General features: G+C 49.7%; 18 protein-coding genes. 7 read left to right on the forward strand and 11 right to left on the reverse strand.

Annotated features, from left to right (window positions below; all coding sequences use genetic code 11):
• Nucleotides 1-1,048: 1,048 nt before the first annotated feature.
• Nucleotides 1,049-1,246 carry an AAA-like domain-containing protein gene (locus H6F93_RS28400; protein ID WP_277882886.1) on the forward strand — a complete coding sequence of 66 codons (198 nt, stop codon included), beginning with the start codon at nucleotides 1,049-1,051 and terminating at the stop codon, nucleotides 1,244-1,246.
• A gap of 233 nt (nucleotides 1,247-1,479) precedes the next feature.
• On the opposite strand, the gene H6F93_RS28405 is transcribed toward H6F93_RS28400, so the two are convergent.
• Nucleotides 1,480-1,986 (reverse strand): single-stranded DNA-binding protein, encoded by a 507-nt coding sequence (locus tag H6F93_RS28405; RefSeq protein ID WP_190645894.1) that lies wholly within the window; start codon nucleotides 1,984-1,986, stop codon nucleotides 1,480-1,482.
• A 220-nt stretch (nucleotides 1,987-2,206) separates the two neighbouring features.
• Nucleotides 2,207-4,780: a mannose-1-phosphate guanyltransferase gene (locus tag H6F93_RS28410; RefSeq protein WP_190645893.1), complete on the reverse strand. Its 2,574-nt coding sequence runs from the start codon at nucleotides 4,778-4,780 to the stop codon at nucleotides 2,207-2,209.
• Between the two features lie 312 nt (nucleotides 4,781-5,092).
• Between H6F93_RS28410 and H6F93_RS28415 the strand changes: the two genes are divergently transcribed.
• From H6F93_RS28415 to H6F93_RS28425, 3 genes are read left to right on the forward strand one after another with little or no spacing between them, the layout of a single operon-like run.
• Nucleotides 5,093-5,275, forward strand: coding sequence for a hypothetical protein (locus H6F93_RS28415; protein WP_190688462.1), 183 nt, complete (start codon nucleotides 5,093-5,095; stop codon nucleotides 5,273-5,275).
• A gap of 9 nt (nucleotides 5,276-5,284) precedes the next feature.
• Complete coding sequence (locus H6F93_RS28420) at nucleotides 5,285-6,025, forward strand: class I SAM-dependent methyltransferase (RefSeq protein WP_190688465.1); 741 nt, start codon at nucleotides 5,285-5,287, stop codon at nucleotides 6,023-6,025.
• 5 nt (nucleotides 6,026-6,030) lie between these two features.
• Nucleotides 6,031-6,819 carry a cobalt-precorrin-6A reductase gene (locus tag H6F93_RS28425; protein ID WP_190645890.1) on the forward strand — a complete coding sequence of 263 codons (789 nt, stop codon included), beginning with the start codon at nucleotides 6,031-6,033 and terminating at the stop codon, nucleotides 6,817-6,819.
• Here the strand turns inward: H6F93_RS28425 and H6F93_RS28430 are convergent.
• The 3 genes from H6F93_RS28430 to pheT form a co-directional block, all read right to left on the reverse strand.
• Nucleotides 6,792-7,565, reverse strand: a complete 774-nt coding sequence (locus H6F93_RS28430; protein ID WP_190688467.1) for a Uma2 family endonuclease — start codon at nucleotides 7,563-7,565, stop codon at nucleotides 6,792-6,794. The genes H6F93_RS28425 and H6F93_RS28430 overlap by 28 nt on opposite strands.
• Nucleotides 7,566-7,596: 31 nt before the next feature.
• Nucleotides 7,597-7,866, reverse strand: coding sequence for a YciI family protein (locus H6F93_RS28435; protein ID WP_190643286.1), 270 nt, complete (start codon nucleotides 7,864-7,866; stop codon nucleotides 7,597-7,599).
• 175 nt (nucleotides 7,867-8,041) lie between these two features.
• Nucleotides 8,042-10,522 (reverse strand): phenylalanine--tRNA ligase subunit beta, encoded by a 2,481-nt coding sequence (gene pheT / locus H6F93_RS28440; protein WP_190688469.1) that lies wholly within the window; start codon nucleotides 10,520-10,522, stop codon nucleotides 8,042-8,044.
• A gap of 353 nt (nucleotides 10,523-10,875) precedes the next feature.
• Here pheT and H6F93_RS28445 point away from each other — a divergent pair, with 353 nt between their 5' ends.
• On the forward strand, nucleotides 10,876-12,486 hold the full coding sequence (locus tag H6F93_RS28445; RefSeq protein ID WP_190688472.1) for a serine/threonine-protein kinase: 1,611 nt from the start codon (nucleotides 10,876-10,878) through the stop codon (nucleotides 12,484-12,486).
• 88 nt (nucleotides 12,487-12,574) lie between these two features.
• A complete protein-coding gene (locus H6F93_RS28450; protein ID WP_190643289.1) occupies nucleotides 12,575-12,874 on the forward strand; it encodes a DUF3493 domain-containing protein in 300 nt (99 codons plus the stop codon).
• A gap of 258 nt (nucleotides 12,875-13,132) precedes the next feature.
• Here the strand turns inward: H6F93_RS28450 and H6F93_RS28455 are convergent, their stop codons facing one another.
• From H6F93_RS28455 to H6F93_RS28470, 4 genes are all read right to left on the reverse strand, one after another.
• Entirely contained in the window at nucleotides 13,133-14,728 is a 1,596-nt protein-coding gene (locus tag H6F93_RS28455) for a DUF1565 domain-containing protein (RefSeq protein ID WP_199314155.1), read from the reverse strand.
• Nucleotides 14,729-15,068: 340 nt separating this feature from the next.
• Nucleotides 15,069-15,914: a pentapeptide repeat-containing protein gene (locus H6F93_RS28460; protein WP_190688478.1), complete on the reverse strand. Its 846-nt coding sequence runs from the start codon at nucleotides 15,912-15,914 to the stop codon at nucleotides 15,069-15,071.
• A 9-nt stretch (nucleotides 15,915-15,923) separates the two neighbouring features.
• The gene (gene ccmP / locus H6F93_RS28465) at nucleotides 15,924-16,592 is read right to left on the reverse strand and encodes a beta-carboxysome protein CcmP (RefSeq protein ID WP_524538032.1); all 669 of its coding nucleotides are present in this window, start codon (nucleotides 16,590-16,592) and stop codon (nucleotides 15,924-15,926) included.
• A 54-nt stretch (nucleotides 16,593-16,646) separates the two neighbouring features.
• Complete coding sequence (locus H6F93_RS28470; protein WP_190688482.1) at nucleotides 16,647-17,987, reverse strand: 16S rRNA (cytosine(967)-C(5))-methyltransferase; 1,341 nt, start codon at nucleotides 17,985-17,987, stop codon at nucleotides 16,647-16,649.
• A gap of 278 nt (nucleotides 17,988-18,265) precedes the next feature.
• Between H6F93_RS28470 and H6F93_RS28475 the strand changes: the two genes are divergently transcribed.
• The gene (locus H6F93_RS28475) at nucleotides 18,266-18,742 is read left to right on the forward strand and encodes a hypothetical protein (protein WP_190643293.1); all 477 of its coding nucleotides are present in this window, start codon (nucleotides 18,266-18,268) and stop codon (nucleotides 18,740-18,742) included.
• 122 nt (nucleotides 18,743-18,864) lie between these two features.
• Here H6F93_RS28475 and H6F93_RS28480 read toward each other — a convergent pair whose 3' ends face one another.
• Both H6F93_RS28480 and H6F93_RS28485 read right to left on the reverse strand, forming a co-directional pair.
• Nucleotides 18,865-19,275: a DoxX family protein gene (locus H6F93_RS28480; RefSeq protein ID WP_190688485.1), complete on the reverse strand. Its 411-nt coding sequence runs from the start codon at nucleotides 19,273-19,275 to the stop codon at nucleotides 18,865-18,867.
• Nucleotides 19,276-19,285: 10 nt separating this feature from the next.
• Complete coding sequence (locus tag H6F93_RS28485) at nucleotides 19,286-20,614, reverse strand: NAD(P)/FAD-dependent oxidoreductase (RefSeq protein WP_190688488.1); 1,329 nt, start codon at nucleotides 20,612-20,614, stop codon at nucleotides 19,286-19,288.
• Nucleotides 20,615-20,709: the final 95 nt, after the last annotated feature.

Genomic DNA, 20,709 nt, shown 5'->3' on the forward strand with positions numbered 1-20,709 from the left:
ATTAACTTTCCCAAGGATTCCGCTAAACAAACTGGTTAACACAAGAACGTTAATTTAATGGAACTTGTTGTTAATGTTTGCCGAAAGTCTATTAATTGAAAGACACGAATTAAGTTGATTGGTCTACTAATGCAGTCTAATAAAACACCTAAAGGTAATGCACCAGATTAAAGCGCAACGTAGACCACTGGAGGATGCTGTAGTTGTTATAGCATGAGGATTCCTAGAATCTGCGATGCTCAACACTTTCTAGGAATTTGAGCAAACTCCTAGAACGATCGATACATTTCTCAACTTAACAATTCTGGGGCTGCTAAAATTGAAGTGTCGTCATCTACCCAAAGGCAGATCGTAAATTAATATTTATTGATGAGAAGTTTAGATTCTGTGAGCGCAACTTTTTACTGCCACTTGGTGAAAATTCAGTTTCGTAAATCTATTTTCTCCTTGCAGGTCAATAGCTCGGCAGCTTGACTAGCGTGAGTGACTTGCCAACTTCAGGTGATCCTGACTTGCTCGCTCTCACAGAGTATCAGTAGACTGTTCGTCTATTAGGCTCTTCGGACTAGCTGTTTACGAGAGATTTCTCTTTAATCACTAAGTAATTCTTCACTTTAGTTGGGATAGCTGACGCTAAATCTCTTACTAAGTGAAAATTGCAAATTAACCACGCAATTTAAGCGCCGGAACTCCTATTTTTAGCAAGTTACTGCCATGGCTATCCTAATTCAACATGAGAATTAAGTTGAATAGTTCATTCGTAGGAAATCTACAACAAGTTCATAGCAGGTTGTTGTGACCGTTTAGCAACTGCGCTATTAACGTCTTGTATAAAAAGAATTAAAGTTTAACTAAATTAAGACTAAATACTGTATACCCATGAAAGTAAATGATAATTATTCTTGCCTAAGTGATGTCTTACGGTGAATTGCTAGCTGTAAAGTTAGGACGGGAGTGATAAAAAGAACAGCTTCTCAAAGCAAGTAAATTTTTATCGAGGAGAGGTGAATTGAAGCACGATGAAAACCCGATTTCCAAAGCGTAAGGATTGCTGAGAGCCTATATAGAAAAGGCAGGTACGGAGATGGCAACAGATTCGGTTGAGCAATTGATGTCGCTAATGGGTAGCAATCCTTACCTGATTCAGCTAGCGTTGCATCATCTAAGTGGAGAAGAAATTACGTTAGACGAGCGTGCAAAATCAGAAGGTTTTACCGAGATGCGATCTGTACGCCCGTTATTTTAAGTTGGCTTTGGCGATTGCTTGAAGGGGCGTGACCCGACGGATTTAGCCCCAACAGCAAAGTGAATTGCCTCTGCTGGGCGTGACCAAACTATTCACCTTTGGGGCCTGGAGCAAATTCTGAATTTGGACACGCTCAAATATGCTTGTAATTGAATGCAGAATTATTTGAGAACGAACGCTGAAATTAAGCCAAAAGATTGGCATTCGTGCGATCGCTCCCAATAACACAGCATTTAGAACGGAATGTCGTCGTAGTCTGCCGTCTCAGCAGGTGCAGAGTAGGCAGCAGACTTGCTAGTTTCCGGAGCAGCAGAGCGGGTTGCCGAGCGACTCGCCGTTTTAGCAGGTGCCTGACTACGAGGTGCGGATGCAGGTGCAGATGTAGGTGCGGGTGCAGCGGCAGTTGCAGGATTAGAAACTGCGCTGGCGACTACGTCTCCGCTAACGCTGTGAATTTTTTGGGCGGTCAGCTCAGCCCGCTTTTCCTTGAACCCTTCAGGGCGATCGATGGTATTCATGCTGAGGCGACCCTCGATAATGACGCGATCGCCCTCATGAAAGCGCTCCTGAATCTCTTGGGCTAAATTGCCCCAGCCCACTACCTTCATGGTTGCTAGTGGGTCATCATCCCGTATTCCTGGAAATTGAACGATCATTTCAGTGATCGGCGTTTGATTATCAGAGGTATAGCGAAGCTGAGGTTCTTGAATAATCTCCGCCATCAAAATACAGCTATTCATCTCAACACTCCTGAGCTCAAATAATAGTTTTAATCTAAAAAGCCCCAACTCTGCATTTTTTGGGGTAGATTTTTCGCGTTAGTTCTGTAGAGACGCGATTCTCCACATTGTTGAAGGCGATCGCTCTCCTTCCGAAGTTTCACAAAATAGTACACTTGACCTACCGTCTACTAGTATAAGATCTGACAGAAGAAGTTGACAGCCTCTACTTCCTCAATGCTCAAACGCCTATTTTGTCGAGATCAATTCGAGGTTCCTCAGTGCCCTGCTCGTGATCGACAAACTCTTGCACTTGAGCGCGATATTCTCTCAAAGTTTCATCGACCCAGCCGCGATCGCTGCTATCTGCAAATAGATGCACCAGCGGTTCTCCAGCATCTGGCAACACCAAAACCCAACTGTCATGCTGCGGGTTGAGAATCTTTACCCCGTCCGTCAAGTCGAGATCCTCAGCCGGATGGGTTTCGACTAGATGCCGCATCAATGCCCCTTTTGCCGTCCAGGGGCAACGCACCGTGATCGTTTTGTGGCAAACGCGAGGCAGTTCTGCTCGAATTTGACCTAGTGTGCGTGGTGCGTTGCCAAACATCTCCTGTTCTCGCAGCGTCAACATTTCGATCAGTTTAGCGATGCAAAACATTGCGTCAAAGCCAGGATGCAATTGGGGGAAGATAAAGCCCATTTCCCCGCTGCCACCCAAAACCACATTGCTGTTAGTGTGGCAGGCTTCCATCAGCGCAGTCGGGTTTGCTTTAGTGCGAATCACCTTACCATCATGACGACGGGCAATCTGCTCCACTGTGCTGGAGGCATTCACTGGTACAACCACCGTGCCTCGTGGATGCTCTGTCAAAATCATATGAACCATCAGCGCGGTCAGCAGTTCGCCGCGAATGGCACTGCCTGACTCGTCTACCAAAATCAACTGTTCGCCATTTGCAGACACCTGTACGCCCAGGTTGGCTTTTAGTGCTTCTACCACATGTCCCAGTTGGCTTAACAGCACTTCCCGGTCTGCTACCGAGGGAACGTTAGGGCTGAGGCTCGCGTTTAGCACCACGGCGTCGCAGCCAAATTTACCCAAGAGAATAGGTAGAACGGCACCTGATACGGCATACACGTAGTCGATCACCACTTTAGAATTGCTGTTGCGAATCGCTTCTGCGTTGAGGTGGCGCTCAAAGCTAGTGCTGTAGATGTCGATTACCTGACCTGGATAAACGACGTTGCCGATTTCCTGAATCTGCGCTCGGCGAAAATCTTCCTTGAAGTAAGCGCCTTCAATCTTCTTTTCTCGCCCTTTGGAAAGGTTGATTCCCTTTGCGTCAAAAAACTCGATCAAAATGTGGTCAGAGCGATCGGAGCCAACCCGCACATGAATTCCCCCGGCAACCGATAGTGTGGGCAACACCGCACGGGCAACCGGAATGGCGGTTGCTTCTAAATTTTGCACATTGATGCCCACGGACATGAGCCCAGCAATCAGCGATCGCGACACCATACGCGAAATGCTGCGCTGGTCACGAGAGACAGTCACATTAGAACCCGGTTTGAGCGTTGAGCCATAGGCTGCACCCAACCTGACTGCAAACTCTGGCGTGATATCTACATTTGCCAGTCCTGAAACGCCGCGTTGTCCAAATAGGTTGCGATGGGCGGCATGTCCCCAGATTAAATTCATGTTGAGTGTTGCGCCCGGTTCAATTTTTTTGCTTGGCCAGACACGTACTGCTGGATTAATCAACGCCTCCTCGCCCACCGTCGAAAGTGAACCGACGATCGCCCCTTCTAATACATGAGCACGGCGATCGATGCGAACACCCCGCGCTGCAACACAGGCTCTCAGGTGAACTTCATCCCCCACAATTGCTCCATTCCACACAATCGGTCGCTTCAAATCTGCATCAGAACCAATCGTCACATTATCGCCAATTACCGTTCCGGCATCGATTTGTACCCGTGCCCCAATCCGGCAATTGCTACCAATGAGTGCTGGAGTCTCAATCTGAACAGTTGGGTCAATGTAAGTGTTTTGTCCTACCCATAAATTGGGCGATCGCTCTTCATAGCTACTATCCAGCTTTACCTTTCGATATAGTGCGTCATACTGTGCCTCCCGATAAGCATCGAGATGACCCACATCACACCAGTAACCCTCCGCCACATAACCATACATAGGTTCCCCCTTCTCTAGCAGCAGCGGGAATAGTTCCTTAGAAAAATCTGATTCCTGATTAACAGGCAAATAGTCCAGCACCTCTGGTTCCAGGATGTAGGTACCTGTATTCACCGTGTCTGAAAAGATTTCGCTGCTAGAAGGCTTTTCTAGAAACCGGCGGATTCGCTGATTTTCATCAATGATGACCACTCCAAAATCGATTGGGTTAGGAACATGCGTCAGCACCAGTGTGGCTTTTGAGCCGCGCTGCTTATGAAACTGAATCGCCGCACTCAAGTCAAAATCTGTAATGCTATCGCCACTGATCACGAGAAACGTTTCATCTAACAATTCAGCAACATTTTTGACACAGCCCGCAGTGCCCAAGGGTTGATCTTCCTCAACGGCATAGGTCATTTGCACCCCAAAGTCGCTGCCATCCTGAAAATAGTCGCGCATCACATCTGGTAGGTAGTGCAGAGTTGCGATCACTTCTGTAATTCGATGCCGCTTGAGCAAATTGACGATGTGTTCGGCTATCGGACGATTTAGGATAGGGACCATCGGCTTTGGCAAGTCGCAGGTTAGCGGCCTGAGCCGTGTTCCCGATCCACCGGCCATCAGCACTGCTCGCATAAATCCTCCTTAGTTGTTGCCAACCGTCTCTCTGTAATTTTGCGGTTAAGACTGAACCGCATATTTGTATAACTTATCTGCTTATGCAGTCTCCTATGGGCAAGAAACTCTGAATATCCCCACTAGAGGTGATTTGTGAGAATCTTCACAGTTGCTTCGTTGAACTCAAATATTTTTCATTGCTCAAGAGAATAGTAACGATATCCCGCAAATTGGAACAGGGTATTAAGCATATTAAGGGGTGTAGCAGGAATTCGGTTCGCTACTCTACACTTGGATTAAAGCGTCTGACTTCAAACTGGAGTTTAAGCGATGACTGGATTACTTGGTTTTGTGCTGTTAGCTGTTTATCTAGGCGGTGTATGGAAGTTTTGGACAGGATTTCACCGCACTAACTTCAGCCAGGGAAAGCTTTATCTAGCGGCACTGTGGCCAGTTTTGTTGATTTCTAATAGGTCCTATCGTCAAAACTTTAAGCGAGCGCTGAAGGGGTAACAGAACGGAATGCCCCAGGAACGGAAACGCAATTCTCAAGATCTAGCCAATTTTTTGGGCGATCGCTCCAACAGCAGCTCAGATTGGCAGACCCAACTTGCAGTAGTAGCACGTCGATTTAATCAGGAATATCGACGGGAATCGTTTGATTTGCCGCCCGAAGTCGAGGCAATGCCAATTTTTCGAGAATGGGCTTCCGGTTCTCTCGCTGCCAAGATTGCCTCACCGTTCTGGGAAATTGCCCAACCTCGTAAGCAGCAGCGCTGCCTGGATATTGGCTGTGGAGTGAGTTTCCTGATCTATCCCTGGCGTGATTGGGAAGCATTTTTTTACGGTCAGGAGATTAGTGAGGTGGCACGAGACACGCTGAACGCGCGCGGACCTCAGCTGAATTCAAAACTGTTTAAGGGTGTGCAGCTTGGCGGGGCGCATCGATTGAGCTACGAAGAAAACCAGTTCGATCTGGCGATCGCCACTGGATTTAGCTGCTACTATCCGCTGGATTATTGGAGTACCGTCTTGTCAGAAGCAAAGCGAGTGCTCAAGCCAGAGGGACTGTTTGTGTTTGACGCAATCGATCCTGATTCAGCGATCGCTGAGAACTGGGCAATCTTAGAAACTTATTTAGGTGCTGAAGTATTCCTGGAATCGCTGACAGCTTGGCAGAAAATGATTCAGTCGGCTGGTGCAAAAATTGTGAAACAGCAGCCAGGAGAACTATTTCAGCTTTATAAAGTGCGCTTTTCCTGATCCTCATGTTTGGGCAAATCTGGCTGATTGGCGGTACTCAGGAAAGTGTGCAACTAGCACGGGTGATCGCCCACTCTAATCTGCCCTGCATCGTCACCGTAACGACCGAATCAGCGCGATCGCTCTATTGCTCAACTCCATCACTACAAGTTTGGGTGGGTCGCCTGTCCGAGGTGCAGCTCAAAGATTTTTTGCAAACTCACCAGATTAGCTGCATTTTGGATTCGTCTCATCCATTTGCAGTGGAAGTGTCCAGGATGGCGATCGCCGCTGCTGCTAAATTTCAACTTCCCTATCTGCGCTATGAACGACCAAGCCTGGACGAAAACAGTAGCTCAAACCAAATCATTTTAGATAACTTTGGAACCCTGGTAGCTGGGGATTATCTGAAGGGACAAAGGGTGCTGTTAGTTGTGGGCTACAGACCGTTGGAACAGTTTCGCTCGTGGCAATCTCAAGCAACTCTGTTTGCCCGCATCTTACCTTCCGTTACAGCACTGGAGGCAGCACTAGCAGCAGGCTTTACGCCCGATCGCCTAATTGCTTTGCGTCCGCCTATTTCAGCCGATCTCGAACGGGCTCTCTGGCAACAGTGGCAAATTTCAATGGTTGTCTCTAAGGCTTCTGGGGTTGCCGGAGGCGAGGATGTAAAGCGGCAGGTGGCGGTTGAGCTAGGGGTGAAGTGGGTAACGATCGCTCGTCCTCCAGTCTCCTATCCCCAACAAACGGGTGAGGTGGCGATCGCCCTAGAGTTTTGCCGACAGCACTACACTTCCGGATCTATCCCTAACTGACGCAATCGCTCAGCCAAAGCCTCAGCCCGTTGGCGTTCCTGTTCAGCCCGTTGGCGTTCTTGTTCAGCCCGCTGACTTTCCTGTTCAGTGCGCTCTTCAGACCAGAGCAACATTTCTCCATCGGAATTCCACCAGCGCAGCCAATAGCCCATTCGTCCTTCGTTAGGGCCTTCCCAAACACCTAAAAACAGTTCCAGTCCTGAAATCCAGTAGCGATCTGAGGCGTCTGCTTTTTGAATCTGGTAGCGTCCTTCGGTCAGTGCATAAACTTCTACGTGTCCCGTGTCGGGTCGAAAGATGATGTAGTGGGGAACCTGAATCACCTGTTCATAGAAGAACCACTTGCCAACCGACTGCGTAAACTCAACCGAATATTCCTCGCCGTAGGTTGCAGATAAAAACTCCATCACCACTTGGGGAACGCTGCCCTCAGTGTGTGGCGTATAGCTGCGGCGAGACTCAGGTCGCTGCCAGGGCTGCACTGGACGGACATACATCCAGTCAGGTGCTTTACAAATAGTTCGGTCTTGAATGGCAGCGCAGAGGGCAAAATTGGAGACGACCAAAGCATCCTGCATCAACTCAGGAAATGCAGTAAGCGGCTGTCGTAGAGCGGCTGCAAGCAGGGGTTGATCGGTGTTTTCCACGGGGTCATCAGGCAGAATGAAGTCCTCTGGCAGGAGGGGCCAGGTAATTTTGAGATGGGCGATAGGAGCTTGGGTTGCAGTAGATGTGACAGTAGACATTCGCAATCTCCTAATCCAAAAACACTCTAAATCAAAAAGCCTGAATCCACTCTTTCACTTCGTATTCTGTCCAGATGCCGTTTTGCCAGTAGGGGTCTTCTTCGACCAACTGTCTCACAGTAGGCTCGTCCTCCGCCTCATATACCCCAAACACCTGAGTCAGATCTTGAGTTGGGCCAATTGTGACCAACGCTCCAGATTCCTTTAGCTTAGCAAGCCGATCTAGATGCGCCTGACGATAGGGAGAACGCTTCTCCAACACGTCATCACAGTAGCTTCCCCACATCACGTATTTAGGCATAAACCAGTATCTCGGTGAATTGATCTACAAAAGATTTTGGCAGCACAGGCAAAACCCACACTGCCAAAAATCATTACAGATTTAGGACTTCTTGAGAAGTCAACCCTTAAGCGGGTTTTGAAAGGTTGAGTTCTTACGGGCGACGCGCATGAGAACTCAACCTTTCGAGTGAACTCTAACTTCTCGGATCGACCCCAAACTTTTCAATCAAAGCATCTCGAACTTTGCGGTGCACGGGTTCGACATCTTCATCAGTGAGGGTGCGATCGCCTGCTCGATAAACTAACCGCAGTGCCAAACTGCGCTTTCCTTCAGGGACATTCTCTCCTCGATATTCGTCGAATAGCTCTACTGATTCCAAAAGTGTGCCCGCTGCTTTCTTAATTGCCCGCTCAATCTCAGAAACGGATACTTTTGTCGGGGCAAAGAAGGCAATGTCGCGATCGGAAGCTGGGTAAGTCGAGTAGGGTTTGAATGCGGACGCAGTGTTTTCCTCTTGCTCCATTTGGGCAAACATCACATCCAGGTCTAGCTCAAAAACATAAACCTCATTGGGTAAGCCCCTTTCTTGGCGAAGCTGGGGATGCAGTTGACCAAACGTACCCAGACGGTTTCCCTGAACCCAGAGAGAGGCCGTTCTTCCAGGATGCAAGAGAGCGTTACGGCGATCGGGCTGATACTCAACGGACAGTCCTAACCGTTGAAAGGCACTCTCCATCATTCCTTTCGCCTCAAACCAGGTAATCGGCTGTTCTCGCCCGCCGCGCACCCACTGCCCCTGGCTGGGGTCGCCACCCAGGATGCCAGCAACCATATCCGTTTCGTTTAAGCCTTCCTCTTCTCGCCAAAATACTCGCCCAATTTCAAACCCATTCAGTGCTCCGTTCCCCTGCTCCAGGTTGTACTGGAAGGCATCAATTAGCCCAGACAGAAGCTCAGTGCGAAGGGCTGAGTATTCTGCGAACAAAGGATTTGCCAACGAAATTTGGTTTTCTTTGTCTGGTTTCACCAGAGAATAGTGAATCAGTTCGGTTAGTCCGACGGCTCGAAACGCCTGCTGAATCTTTTGAGTTAGGGCTTGCTCAACAGAAAGGTATCCTGGCTCAGTTTTGGCAGGTAGAGTGTCGCAGAAATTGTTGTAGCCGTAGAGTCGAGCAATTTCCTCAATCAGGTCAATTTCTCGCTCCAAATCCCGGTAACGATAGGGCGGAACGGTGACACTCCAAACTCGCTCTTGAACTGGAACCAGCGTACAGCCCAAGGCAGTCAAAATGCGCTCAATGTCTTCAGGCTGTAGTTCGCCAACGTCTTCGTCCATGTCTTTGGGGTCGGTCGTAGCGGCGCTTGAGAGCGCCTCTGCATCCAGTTCGATTGGCCCAAGTACCTGATTGACGCGGTCAAGGCGTAACTCAATGGTGCGAGTTGCTGTTGCCTGACTAGAACGTGAGTCAGCGATCGCCTGCACCGTTGTTACCCCCCCTGCCAATTCTGAAATTAGATGAATGGCTCTGCGGCAGGCGATCGCCAGTTCTGCCTGATTTACGCCCCGCTCATAGCGAGCAGAAGCCTCCGTCCGAAGCCCCTGAGAGCGAGCCGAGCGGCGGACTGCCACAGAATCGAACAGGGCTGCCTCCAGCATCAAATTTTGCGTATCGGCAAAAACCTCAGTTTCTTCACCACCCATCACACCAGCCAGCGCTACGGGTTTATCGTTTGCCGTAATTAGGAGCGTTTGCTCATGTAGCGTTCGTTTTTGGCTGTCTAGAGTGGTCAAAGACTCCCCAGAGTTAGCAAAGCGAACGCCAATCGTCAGATTATCAGTGCCGACGACAGAGCGCAGGCGATCGCGGTCAAACGCATGAAGGGGTTGCCCCCATTCCAACAGAACGTAGTTGGTAATATCTACAACATTGTTGATCGGGCGCGTTCCTGCTGCCTGGAGCCGGCGCTGAAGCCATTCAGGCGAGGGTGCAATCTTCACCTGCTCTATGATTGTGCCAATGTAGATCGGGCAAGCTTCAGGTTCAGAAACTTTCACAGCTAAGCTTGGACTGGTTTCGACTGAAAGCTCAGGCACATTGGACAGTTTCAACTTAGCCCCTGTCAAGGCTGCTACTTCTCTTGCTACCCCGACCATACTGAGTGCATCTGCTCGATTTGCTGTTGAGGTCAAATCCAGCACCACGTCATCCAAGCCCAAAAGCGGGCGAGCATCACTGCCGACCTTCAAGGAATCTTGCTCAAAGTGATGGATACCTACAGACTCTTTCGCAAGCCCAAGCTCTGCCAGAGAGCAGATCATGCCCTCCGAGGCGACATCCCGCAGCTTACGAGGGCGAATCTTTAAGTCTACAGTTGGTAAATAAGTCCCCACTGTGGCAACAGGAACGTAAAGATCTGCCTTGACGTTAGACGCGCCACAGACGATGGTGGAAGGGGAGCCTCTGCCGATATCAACCTGACAGACATTGAGTTTGTCTGCATTGGGGTGTGGCTCACAGCTCAACACTTTTCCGACTACGACACCATCTGCCCAAGTGCGACGGTCTTCAATTTCTTCGACCTCAAATCCAGCCATTGTTAGCATTTCTGCTAATTCTTCTGGACTCATTGTCAGGTCTACTAGTTCTCGCAGCCAGTTTAGTGAGATACGCATTGCCTAACTTGCTCTTTAACTCTAGGTCGGTCTACAATAGTGCCCCACCATTCTACCGCTCAACTGTGAGAAGCCTCTGAAATGATGGAAGCTTGCTACGAGTCTGTGGTGCTTTGCCATAACTGGGTGCAACCCCTCCACTGTGCCATCTTCTCCTCCCTTAAACTACAGAGAATCGGGTATTCACAAGGATTTTAAGGAAAGTAGGGTGAGCTTTAGCAACTCTTCAAGAGATTTTCCGCAAACTTGGCGCTTTATCTCGTCTTTCTTGGAAAGATAATAGAAGTTAAGGTGTCTACGTCTAGAAGTGGATGAAGTGATGCCCCGGCGACTGACATAGCGAGTGATGCCGCATGAGCTACTGCTTAAATCCAGCCTGTCCTAACCCCGAAAATTTAGTTCATACCGAGCTTTGCCAGGCTTGCGGCTCCAAGTTGCTGCTGCGCGATCGCTACCGAGTTCTCCAAACCCTCGGTCACGGTGGTTTTGGGGCAACGTACCTGGCTAAGGATGAGTCATTACCAGGTTTTCCCCATTGCGTCATTAAGCAGCTTCGCCCAGCCGCATCTTCTCCTCACGTGCTGCAAATGGCACGAGAACTGTTTAAGCGCGAAGCCAAAACCCTTGGCAGAATCGGAAATCACCCCCAAATTCCTCGACTGCTAGATTACTTTGAAGCCAACCAAGAATTTTACCTGGTACAGGAGTATATTAGCGGCTCTACCCTTCAGCAAGAGGTTAAACGTTCTGGCCCATTTAGCGAAGCCGGGGTCAAGCAGTTTCTCAGCGAAGTCTTGCCGATGCTGCAGTACATTCACAGCCAACAGGTGATTCATCGCGACATCAAGCCTGCTAACCTGATTCGCCGCTCTCAGGACAAAAAGCTGGTATTGATTGATTTCGGGGCAGTAAAAGACCAGGTAAATCCGACTCGTGCTGGCGCTTCTGAGCAAACTGCTCTAACGGCCTATGCGATTGGCACTCCGGGTTATGCTCCACCTGAGCAAATGGCAATGCGTCCAGTCTATGCCAGTGATATCTATGCCCTTGGAGTCACCTGCATTTATTTACTAACTGGGAAGTCGCCAAAAGACCTAGACTATGACCCTGCAACCGGAGAAATGCTCTGGCGGGAGAAAGTTCACATTAGCGATCACTTTGCTGATGTTTTGCGGAAGATGCTGGAGGTCTCGGTTCGCCATCGCTACCAGTCTTCCAACGAAGTTTTGAGGGCACTCGATCTTGAGCCTTATCTTGATAGCTTAGCTCAGGGCATGGTCACCAAACCTAATCGACCTCTCTATCAAGCTGAGCCGGAGTATTCTCCTTCTGTTGACCTGAATGACACCACTCCATCTACCCCATCCTCTCGGATGGCGGCTGCAATTCGGGCGCGACAGCAAGCCAAAGCAGCATCCTCTGAAGCGACCAGCTTACAGCCTGGCTCTCCTCGACGTAGGCTTCTGACCCAAAAAGCTTCTTTATCCACTGCTATCAAATCTAAGGGAACCGCTGGGGTACCTTCTGCGGCACCTAAACTGGCTTCTACTGACCTGCTCACAGCCTATGCCAAAGGAAGAAGGGACTTTACTTCTCACGATCTCAGCTTATTAAACTTACAACGAGCTAATCTTGCTGAAGCAAATTTCCATCAGGCGAAGCTACAGAAGATTAACTTTCAGGGCGCTAATTTGTTTAACGCTGACTTTGGTAAAGCCAGTCTAAGTCACGCTGTTTTACGAAATGCAAATATGGCGAGAGCTTACTTGAGTCACGCTGATTTGGAGGGAGCAGATTTGCGTGGTGCAGACCTGAGCTTTGCCTACTTGAGCAATGCCAATTTACGCGGCGCAAATCTGTGTGGGGCTGATTTGACAGGAGCAAAAGTTTCTGAGGAACAGCTTGCTACAGCTCGAACAAACTGGACAACCGTTCATCCCAGCGGCAAGCGAGGCGTATGGTAGCGAATGGCTACAAGATTTCCCAGTGCCTAAGTTTTGAATCTGCTATCTTATCTAGGCAATCCTGGTCTAGTTGAGAAGGAATCTAGTTATGGCTGATTCAAATTCTAAGCGTCGTGGCAAGGCAAAACCCGCTCGGAATCTTAGTCCCGAAAAGTATGCCCGTTTGAGGGCTGAGGCGAAGGCACCTTACCGAGGCTTGAGGCAGTTTGTTTATGTTGCTTTTGGTGCATCTGGACTGATCGGAGCTTTTGTTTTTTTCACACAACTGCTTGCAGGTCGGGAAGTTGGCGCTGCTTTTCCCAACTTTGCACTCCAAGTTGGAGTGGTAGCGCTAATGGTCTGGCTGTATCGCTTAGAGCAGAAAGGTAAAGTGAAAGATGAGGGATGAAGAGGTGTGAATATATTTGAAGTTTGGGGAACAAAAGGTTGAGAATCCTGAGGAAGGGAAACACAAAGAAAAGATTACAAAATTGAGGAGCCGCGAAAATCTCCGGCAATATAGTAAAAGCTCAATCGGGATCAGCCGATATAAAGGTCCTGACTATTAACTTCCTGTGAATAAATAATGCCGAGTGCCAGCCCACAAAGGGCTGGCACTCGGCATTTATGGTCGCCGCTTAAGAGATTTCCGAAGCTATCCTCTCAGCTATTGCAAAGGATTAACATCAGAGCTAAGCACTAAGTATGGTGAGGGAATTGCCTCAGCTTGACCCGCGTTAACTAGAGCCTGATAAATAAAGGCCGCTACATCTGCCCGGGTGGCAACCTGATTAGGGTTTAGCTGCTGCACGTTGGGGTAGTTGACGACAATGCCTCGCTGAGTGGCAGCGGCGATCGCCCCCGTTGCGTAAGCCGGAACTTGTCCAGCATCCTGGTAACGAGTTAGCGCGGTCGTATCACCAGCAGGCAGCTTTAAGCCCGATGCCAGGGAAACGAGTGCCTGAACCCTAGGAATTTGTTGATTGGGTCGGAAGGTTGCATCTGGATAGCCACTGAGGAAATTTCCCCGGTAGGCCGACTGAATTGCGGCATTGCCCCAAAAATCTGAGCGAACGTCAGGGAAAGTAATTCCCGATCGCTCTGGAGTGGGTGAAAAAGCAGCATTCACAATGGCGGCAAACTGGGCACGAGTGACGGGTTCATTAGGACGATATGTGCCATCAGGAAAGCCACCAATCACATCTCTGTTAGCTAATGCTTCAATGTATGCTGCGGCCCAATGTCCTGTCACGTCTGAAAATCTGGATGCGCCTGCAATCGTAGCTGCAACAAAGTCAACGGAGCCAGAGATTTGTTCGGGGTCAATCTGATTGCCAACTGCCACGATCGTGTTGCTACGGGTAGCGTTGTAGAGGTCATAGCGACCGTTGTTGCGAATCAGGTTTTCTCCGGGGCTTTCGGCAGTACCCAAGTCGGGCTGAGCATTGGCGATCGCCACTACACCATCACGGGTATTACTCTCAATTACGTTATTTCGTAAAACCGGACGAGCATTGTTAGAAACAACGATACCGTCTACGTTCTGAACGACTTGATTATTTTCTACTCTAGGGGACGAGTTGTCGCCGATCGCAATTCCAAATCCAGTGCTCTGGAAAATGTTGCCGCGAATTTCACCCTGGGCAGTCCGAGCAACCGAAACGCCATTCCCCTGATTGTTGGTGAAGACGTTGCCTTCGATCGTGGGGGCAGCTGTACCGGTGACAAAGATACCGTCTCGCAGGCTATTGGAAAGTGTGCTGTCGCGAATGCTAGGGTTGGTGGATTCTACCCAAATAGCAGTGCCGCGACTGTTAGGGTTGGTGACGGTGACCCCGCGAATCGAGCTATCAGATTCTGCTCGGATCGTCACGTTCTGGACGGCAAAAGTGGGGCTGGCATAACTGCCGCTGCCAATGATCAGAACCGTTTGTCCCTTGGTCGATTCATCACCTCGCAAGATTACATCAGGTCGGACGACGATTGGAAAAACTTCACCTGTGTCGCGGGTGTAGCTACCAGGCGCAAGTTGAACGACCGTATTAGGCTGTGCCTGCTGCATCGCGTAGCTGATGGTGCGAAAGGGAGTTGATTCCCTACCTGCGTCAGGGTTGTCTGTCCCCAGGGTCGGGTTGACATGAAGGACCGTGGCATTTGCGGGAATTTGGGCGGTAATGGAGGAGCCCAGGTTAGCAGGAAGGGGGGCAGCGATCGCTCCACCCGCTAACAGTAAAAGAGCGGTTATGCCCACAGGAATGGACATTTTGACATGGGGGGAATGTCTTCGTAGCATTACCTTACTAATAGATGGGGGGGTGTGCAGAAATGAATTTATGAATCGATTCAAACTTAAACTCCGACTCATGACCGTTTTGCTTAACGCGGGCGCTACGAGGAAAAGCTAGTAAATGTTGTTACTACAGTTGGGACAGGGTTTAAAGACTCTCAGTTCCACACAGGCTAAGCCACGGAAAATACTGCTGGACCTAAACTTTCTTCTAAAGTAAACACCCCAAGTCCCAGCTTTTCACCTACTGGCTTTAGCCTATACTGAAAGCCACCTGGGTCTGGGGCAAGAGGTAGACAGTTCTTAGCCTGTCCCTCTAATCATGCACCGTACCGTCAGGCATGACTGCGCCTCGGAGGTTTGCACGAGTTAAGTCGGCATAAGTGAGATCTGTGTTGCTGAGATTTGCACGGCTAAGATTCGCTTTGCTGAAGTTTGCACCTTTTAGTTTGGCGGCTCTCAGATCAACACCCTCTAAGTTTGCTTTGCTCAGGTTTGCCCACCTTAAATCCGTTCCTCGTAGTGACGCTTCCTGCAGATTTGTATTGAATAGGTAGGCGCGAGTCATGTATGCCTCTCCGAGGTCTGTCTGCGCCAGGTTAGCTTCATACAAAGAAGCCCCGATAAATTGAGCCTGGTAAAGAGTGGCGTTACTGAGGTTTGCGTTACTGAGGTTTGCTTGATACAGATCGGCTTGGCTAAGGTTAGCTTTTGCCAGCTTTGCTGTGGTCAGGTCTGCCCAGCGCAAACGAGTATTGCTCAGGTTTGTGCCAATCAGGTTAGCTCTGGTCAGGTCTGCTCGGTTAAGCGTCGTTCCTCGCAGGTCAGCCCCAATCAGGTTTGCTCCAGTCAAATCAGCTTCTTTAAGGGTTGCCCTTCTCAAGTCAACGACAACCAGCTCAGCTGCGTAGAGATTTGCCCCACTTAGTTCTGCGGCTTGTAAATCAGCGTTGCTGAGGTTCGCCCTGCTGAAATCGGCGGTGGTTAGTTTAGCGTCCCTGAGGATGGCTCGACTTAAGTCGGCATTGCTCAGGTTTATTCCTGGCAAATTTGCGCCGTGCAAGTCTGCTTCACTCAGGTCGAGTTGAATTTCAGGGTTTTGGATTCTCCAGGAAGTCCACTTAGCACTTTGGAGGAGCGACAGATGTTCAATCCTTGCCATCGGAAAGCCTCATTCCTTGTGCCCGCCAATCGGGTTTTCTCGCCCAAAGACGTTTTCCATTGCCGCGATCGCCGCCTGAGAACCCGCCAAAATATCTTGCTCTTCGCCGCCCAAATAAAGTCGCCCAAAGCTGCCAACTGCTTGCACCTGAAGAATATTGATCAGTGCTGCCTTTTCTGCCTCGTTTGCGGCTAAAGCGGCGTAGGCAGCAGGCTGAACTTCTAGCACGTAAAGCGTTTGCCCTGCCAGGAGCATTTGTCCGCGACGGTTGCGGTTGATCAGTTGCGCCTGGTGGGCATCAATATTGCGAATGATTTGGCTGGAAACGACAGACGGCTTGAGGCGATCGCGCTCTTGCACACCTAATGCTTCAAGAATCGCTTTGCCTGCGGCACGAGTTTCTCCTTGGCGGTTAGAATGCACCTCCAGTAGCCCGTATAGCCGTTCGACAAACTGCACCCCTGGACGAACGACCGCAGACTTAAGCGCTACATCTGTGATCCGGTTAATTTCAACACCAGGTGAGATCTCTACCCACAGAGAGGCATCTCCTGGTAACGGCAGAAACCCTAGTGAGACTGTGCCAATGTAGGCAGCGTGCTGAGACTGCAAACTGTCTAAATATACGTAACTGCGAAGTTCTACGCCCAATCTGCGATCTCCGTGTGCTGAGGTCAAACTCCTCAATGTGTAACGATTTGAGTTTACCGCGCTATTCGACTCTTAAGGATGTTATTCGATAGCTTTGCGGAAACGAGCAATAAAAAAACCGTCCATATCGCGCTGATGACACCAAACTTTGAGCCATCCTTCTGGAGTGACAAAAGCATCGCCAGGAGGGTGAGACGGCGGCTGAATCACCCATTCTGAATGGCGAGATAGGAAGGATTGGGCGATCGCCTCATTCTCGGCAGGATGCAGCGTACAGGTGGAATAAACTAGCACTCCGCCTGGTTTGACCCAGGTTGCTGCCTGGTCAAGCAATTCGGTTTGCAGTTGGGCTAATTCCTGGACGGTTTCTGGCGTTTGTCGCCAGCGGGCATCGGCATGGCGGTGCAGGGTTCCTAGCCCTGAACAGGGAACGTCGAGCAGCACCCGATCTGCTTGTTGAGCAAATTGAGTAAATTGACGGCTATCTCCAGCACAGGTCTGGATGCAGGTCAGCCTCAGTCGTTCTGCATTCTGGCGTAGTTTTTTCAACCGCGAAGCATAGCGATCGCATCCCCAAACAATGCCGCGATCGCCCATCAATTCAGCGATGTGCGTTGTTTTGCCGCCTGGAGCCGCACAGCCATCAACAATCATTTCCCCTGGCTGCGGGTCAAGCAAATGACCTACCAGTTGAGCGCTGCTGTCCTGTACGGTCCAATAGCCCTCCCGGAAGCCGGGTAGATTCTGAATTGACCCCGAATTATCCAACAATCGCAGTGATTGAGGCAGTGCGGCGACCGTAGTGGTTTTGATTCCCACCTCTTGCAGCGCTGATTGAACCTGTTCTAAAGAAGCTTGCAGTGGATTAACTCTTAAGTCAATGTGAGGCGATCGGTTCAGCCATTCACAAAGCATCTCCGTTTCCTCAAAGCCTAATTGCTCCAGCCAAACCTGCACCACCCAATCGGGGTAACTGTACAGTACTGCCAGTCGATTGACCGGATCGTCGGGTAGCTGTAGCGGGTCGCCCGTTTCTGCAAGCCGAAGATATTGGCGCAACAGCCCATTGACAAACCCTGCCAATTTCTCAAAGCTGTTTTGCTTTGCCAGATCAACCGTCGTATTGACTGCTGCCGCTGCCGGAATTTGATTGAGATAGCGCAGTTGATACAGCCCCAAATGCAAAATAGCTCGTAAATCGGGGGGCTGCTGATACGATCGCCGCTTTGCAAGTTGGTCAATTAGAGCATCCAACGTTCTTTGTCGTCTAACGCTGCCGTAGACCAGCTCCGTCACCAGGCGGCGATCTGGAGGGGCTGGTTCTGACCGCTGTAAAGCACGGTCTAACGCTATATCTGCAAATGCCCCCCGATGGACTGATCGGAGCGCGAGGAAGGCCGCTTGCCGGGGATTTTGAGTCACTGAACCATTCGGACGAAAGCAAACACCACACAACAGCCCAGCGAAAACTCTCGTAGGCTATTGCCTTGAGATTTTAGCGAATTTAGCTTCATTCAATCGGGCGATTCGTCCGGATGAAGATAAATCCCCCAATGGAATGAGATCTACGTTTTCGGTATATTCACTTACGAAATGGATGCACTTCAAAGCGATGTATAGATCAGGACTACACAGCCAAGGTCGGTGAGAAGTCCTGGCGTAAGTCCTATTTAAAGATTCTTGATTTCGGAGGGATTTCTATGATTCATCACATTTCTATCTCTGCCAGCAATCCGCTTCATGTTGCTGAGGTTTTGGCTGAATTGTTGGACGGTTGCGCTGCCCCCTTTCCACCTCATCCGGGCAGCTACATGGCGCTTGCCCTGGATGAACATGGAACTTTAATCGAAGTTTATCCGGCTGGAACTGAACTGCTGCCAGGAACTGACAGTGAACAGGCAACTTTCTCTACCAATGCGTTTGCCTACAGTTTTGGTGCAGTTCACGCTGCAATTTCAGTGCCTGTTAGCCAGGAAAAGATTCAGGAAGTGGCTCAACGGGAAGGGTGGCGATCGCTCCACTGCAGTCGGGATGGACTGTTTGAAGTGATTGAACTATGGATCGAAAATACGATGATGATTGAACTGCTGCCGCCATCGATCGCCTGTCAGTATCTAGAGTTTGTGCAGCCCGAAAACCTGAAGCAAATGCTTTCTGCTGTCGCAGTTCCAGCATGAGTCTAGAAGTCTGAGTTTGTTACCCAGCACGGAGTAGGGGAGTAGCATTTGGGCAGTGTATTACGCTTAATTCAAGTAGCTTACTTATCGAATGCTACGCCTTGACAATGAACTCCAGGGTCTCATATTCCTCCAAACCTGCGCCGCGAACGAAACCGATTTTCTAAACTTAATGGCCCTGAACCGAACGCTGTCACCATCAGCAGTCCACCTAGAATAGCCAGGTTTTTAAAGAACTGTGTAACCTGCATTCCCTCTGCAAAATTGGTGTGAAAGAGCAGCGTCGTTGGAATTAGAAACAAGATGAGTAACAGTGCCCCCCACTTGGCTTTGTAACCCAGCAAAACCAGGACAGCCCCAACCAATTCAAATACGATCGCACCTACTGTCATCAGGGCTGCGAGAGGCAAGCCTGCCCCTGCAATTTGTTCTTGCGTGCCAGCAAAATCAAGTACTTTACCTGCTCCAGAGCGAAGAAAGATCACTGCCAGACAGGTGCGAGCGATGAGCGGAATGATTTTTTGCAAGTCCATCGGCTTACCTCTAAACCCGTTGTCTGTTGTAAATCTGGCGAACTTCGTCCGATTTATGATCTGGCGTTGGGTAAGTTTCAGCGATCGCCCTCGAAGTAGGCGACACAAATCGAGCAGGGCGATCGCGCAAAACATAATCCCACAGCCAATCAATCAGAACCTGTAGGCGATTGCGAAATCCAGGTAAATAAACAAGATGAACTCCCAACCATAGTAGCCATGCGGGGAACCCAGTAAAGACGAATTTGCCAATTTGGGCTGCTGCCGCATTTCGCCCAATCATGGCGATCGCTCCCTTGTTCCAATACTTAAACGGAACGGGCTGTCGCCCTATCAGTTGCCGCCGAATATTTTTTGCGGCTGCTCTTCCTTGCTGAATCGCAGCCGGAGCCACCATCGGCAACGGTTGACCGCTTTCTTTGAGCAGTGCGAGATCTCCTACTCCATAAACCTCTAGATGATCTGGCACCTGGAGAGTCGGCAAAACTGTCACCTTCCCTTTGTCACCCATCGGTAAACCCCATTGCCGCAAGAGTGAATTAGCCTGTACTCCTGCAGTCCAAATCGGACTTTCTGTAAGAATGATGCGTCCGTCCTGCAAATGCACGGCACCGGAAGTGATTCGGTTTACCTTTGCGTCCAGGATGACTTTCACGCCCATTTTTTGAAGCTGACGCTGGGTATAACGCTGCGATCGCTCTGGCATGTCCCTCAGCAAGCGGCTTCCTGATTGCACCAGCAGCACCTTCACCTGACGAAAATCTAAAACTGGGTAGTCCCGCTTGAGAGAATTGCCGAGCAATTCAACCAATGCACCTGCTAATTCGATGCCTGTTGGACCGCCGCCAATGATTGTAAAGGTCAATCGCTGCCGTCTGCGTTCTGGGTTTGATTCATAGGCAGCCTGCTCAAAGCAACGCAAAATGTGATTGCGAAGGGCGATCGCCTGTCTCAAATTGTCCAGCCGAAATGCATATTCTGCTGCCCCCGGAACGCTAAGAATCTGGGTAACGCTTCCCGTCGCCAAGATCAAAAAATCGTAAAAAATAACGGTGCGATCGGTTTCCACAGCTCGTTGAGCAAAATCAATTCGTTTTACTTCTGCTTGCAAAAACTGAGTATTTGGCAGCTTTCGCAAGATATTGCGAATTGGGTAAGCAATCTGCTCTGCTCCCAGTTCAGCCGTCGCAACCTGATAAAGCATGGGGCTGAAGGTGTGGTAATTGTTTCGGTCAATTAGCAACACTTCAACTGCTGAGCTAGCAACACTTTGCACCGCCGATAGCCCACCAAACCCACCTCCAATGATCACGATTCGAGGGCGCTTTTGCGTACTCATGGTCAGTTCCTCAAGGAATAACCGCCAATTGCCAAGTATTTTTGCCTGACGGTCGTGATCTACACGTATCTTTACATAATTCTTAAGGGTAAGCT

Source organism: Leptolyngbya sp. FACHB-671 (assembly GCF_014695745.1).
In the GTDB taxonomy this organism is placed as follows: Bacteria; Cyanobacteriota; Cyanobacteriia; order Elainellales; family Elainellaceae; genus JAAUTN01.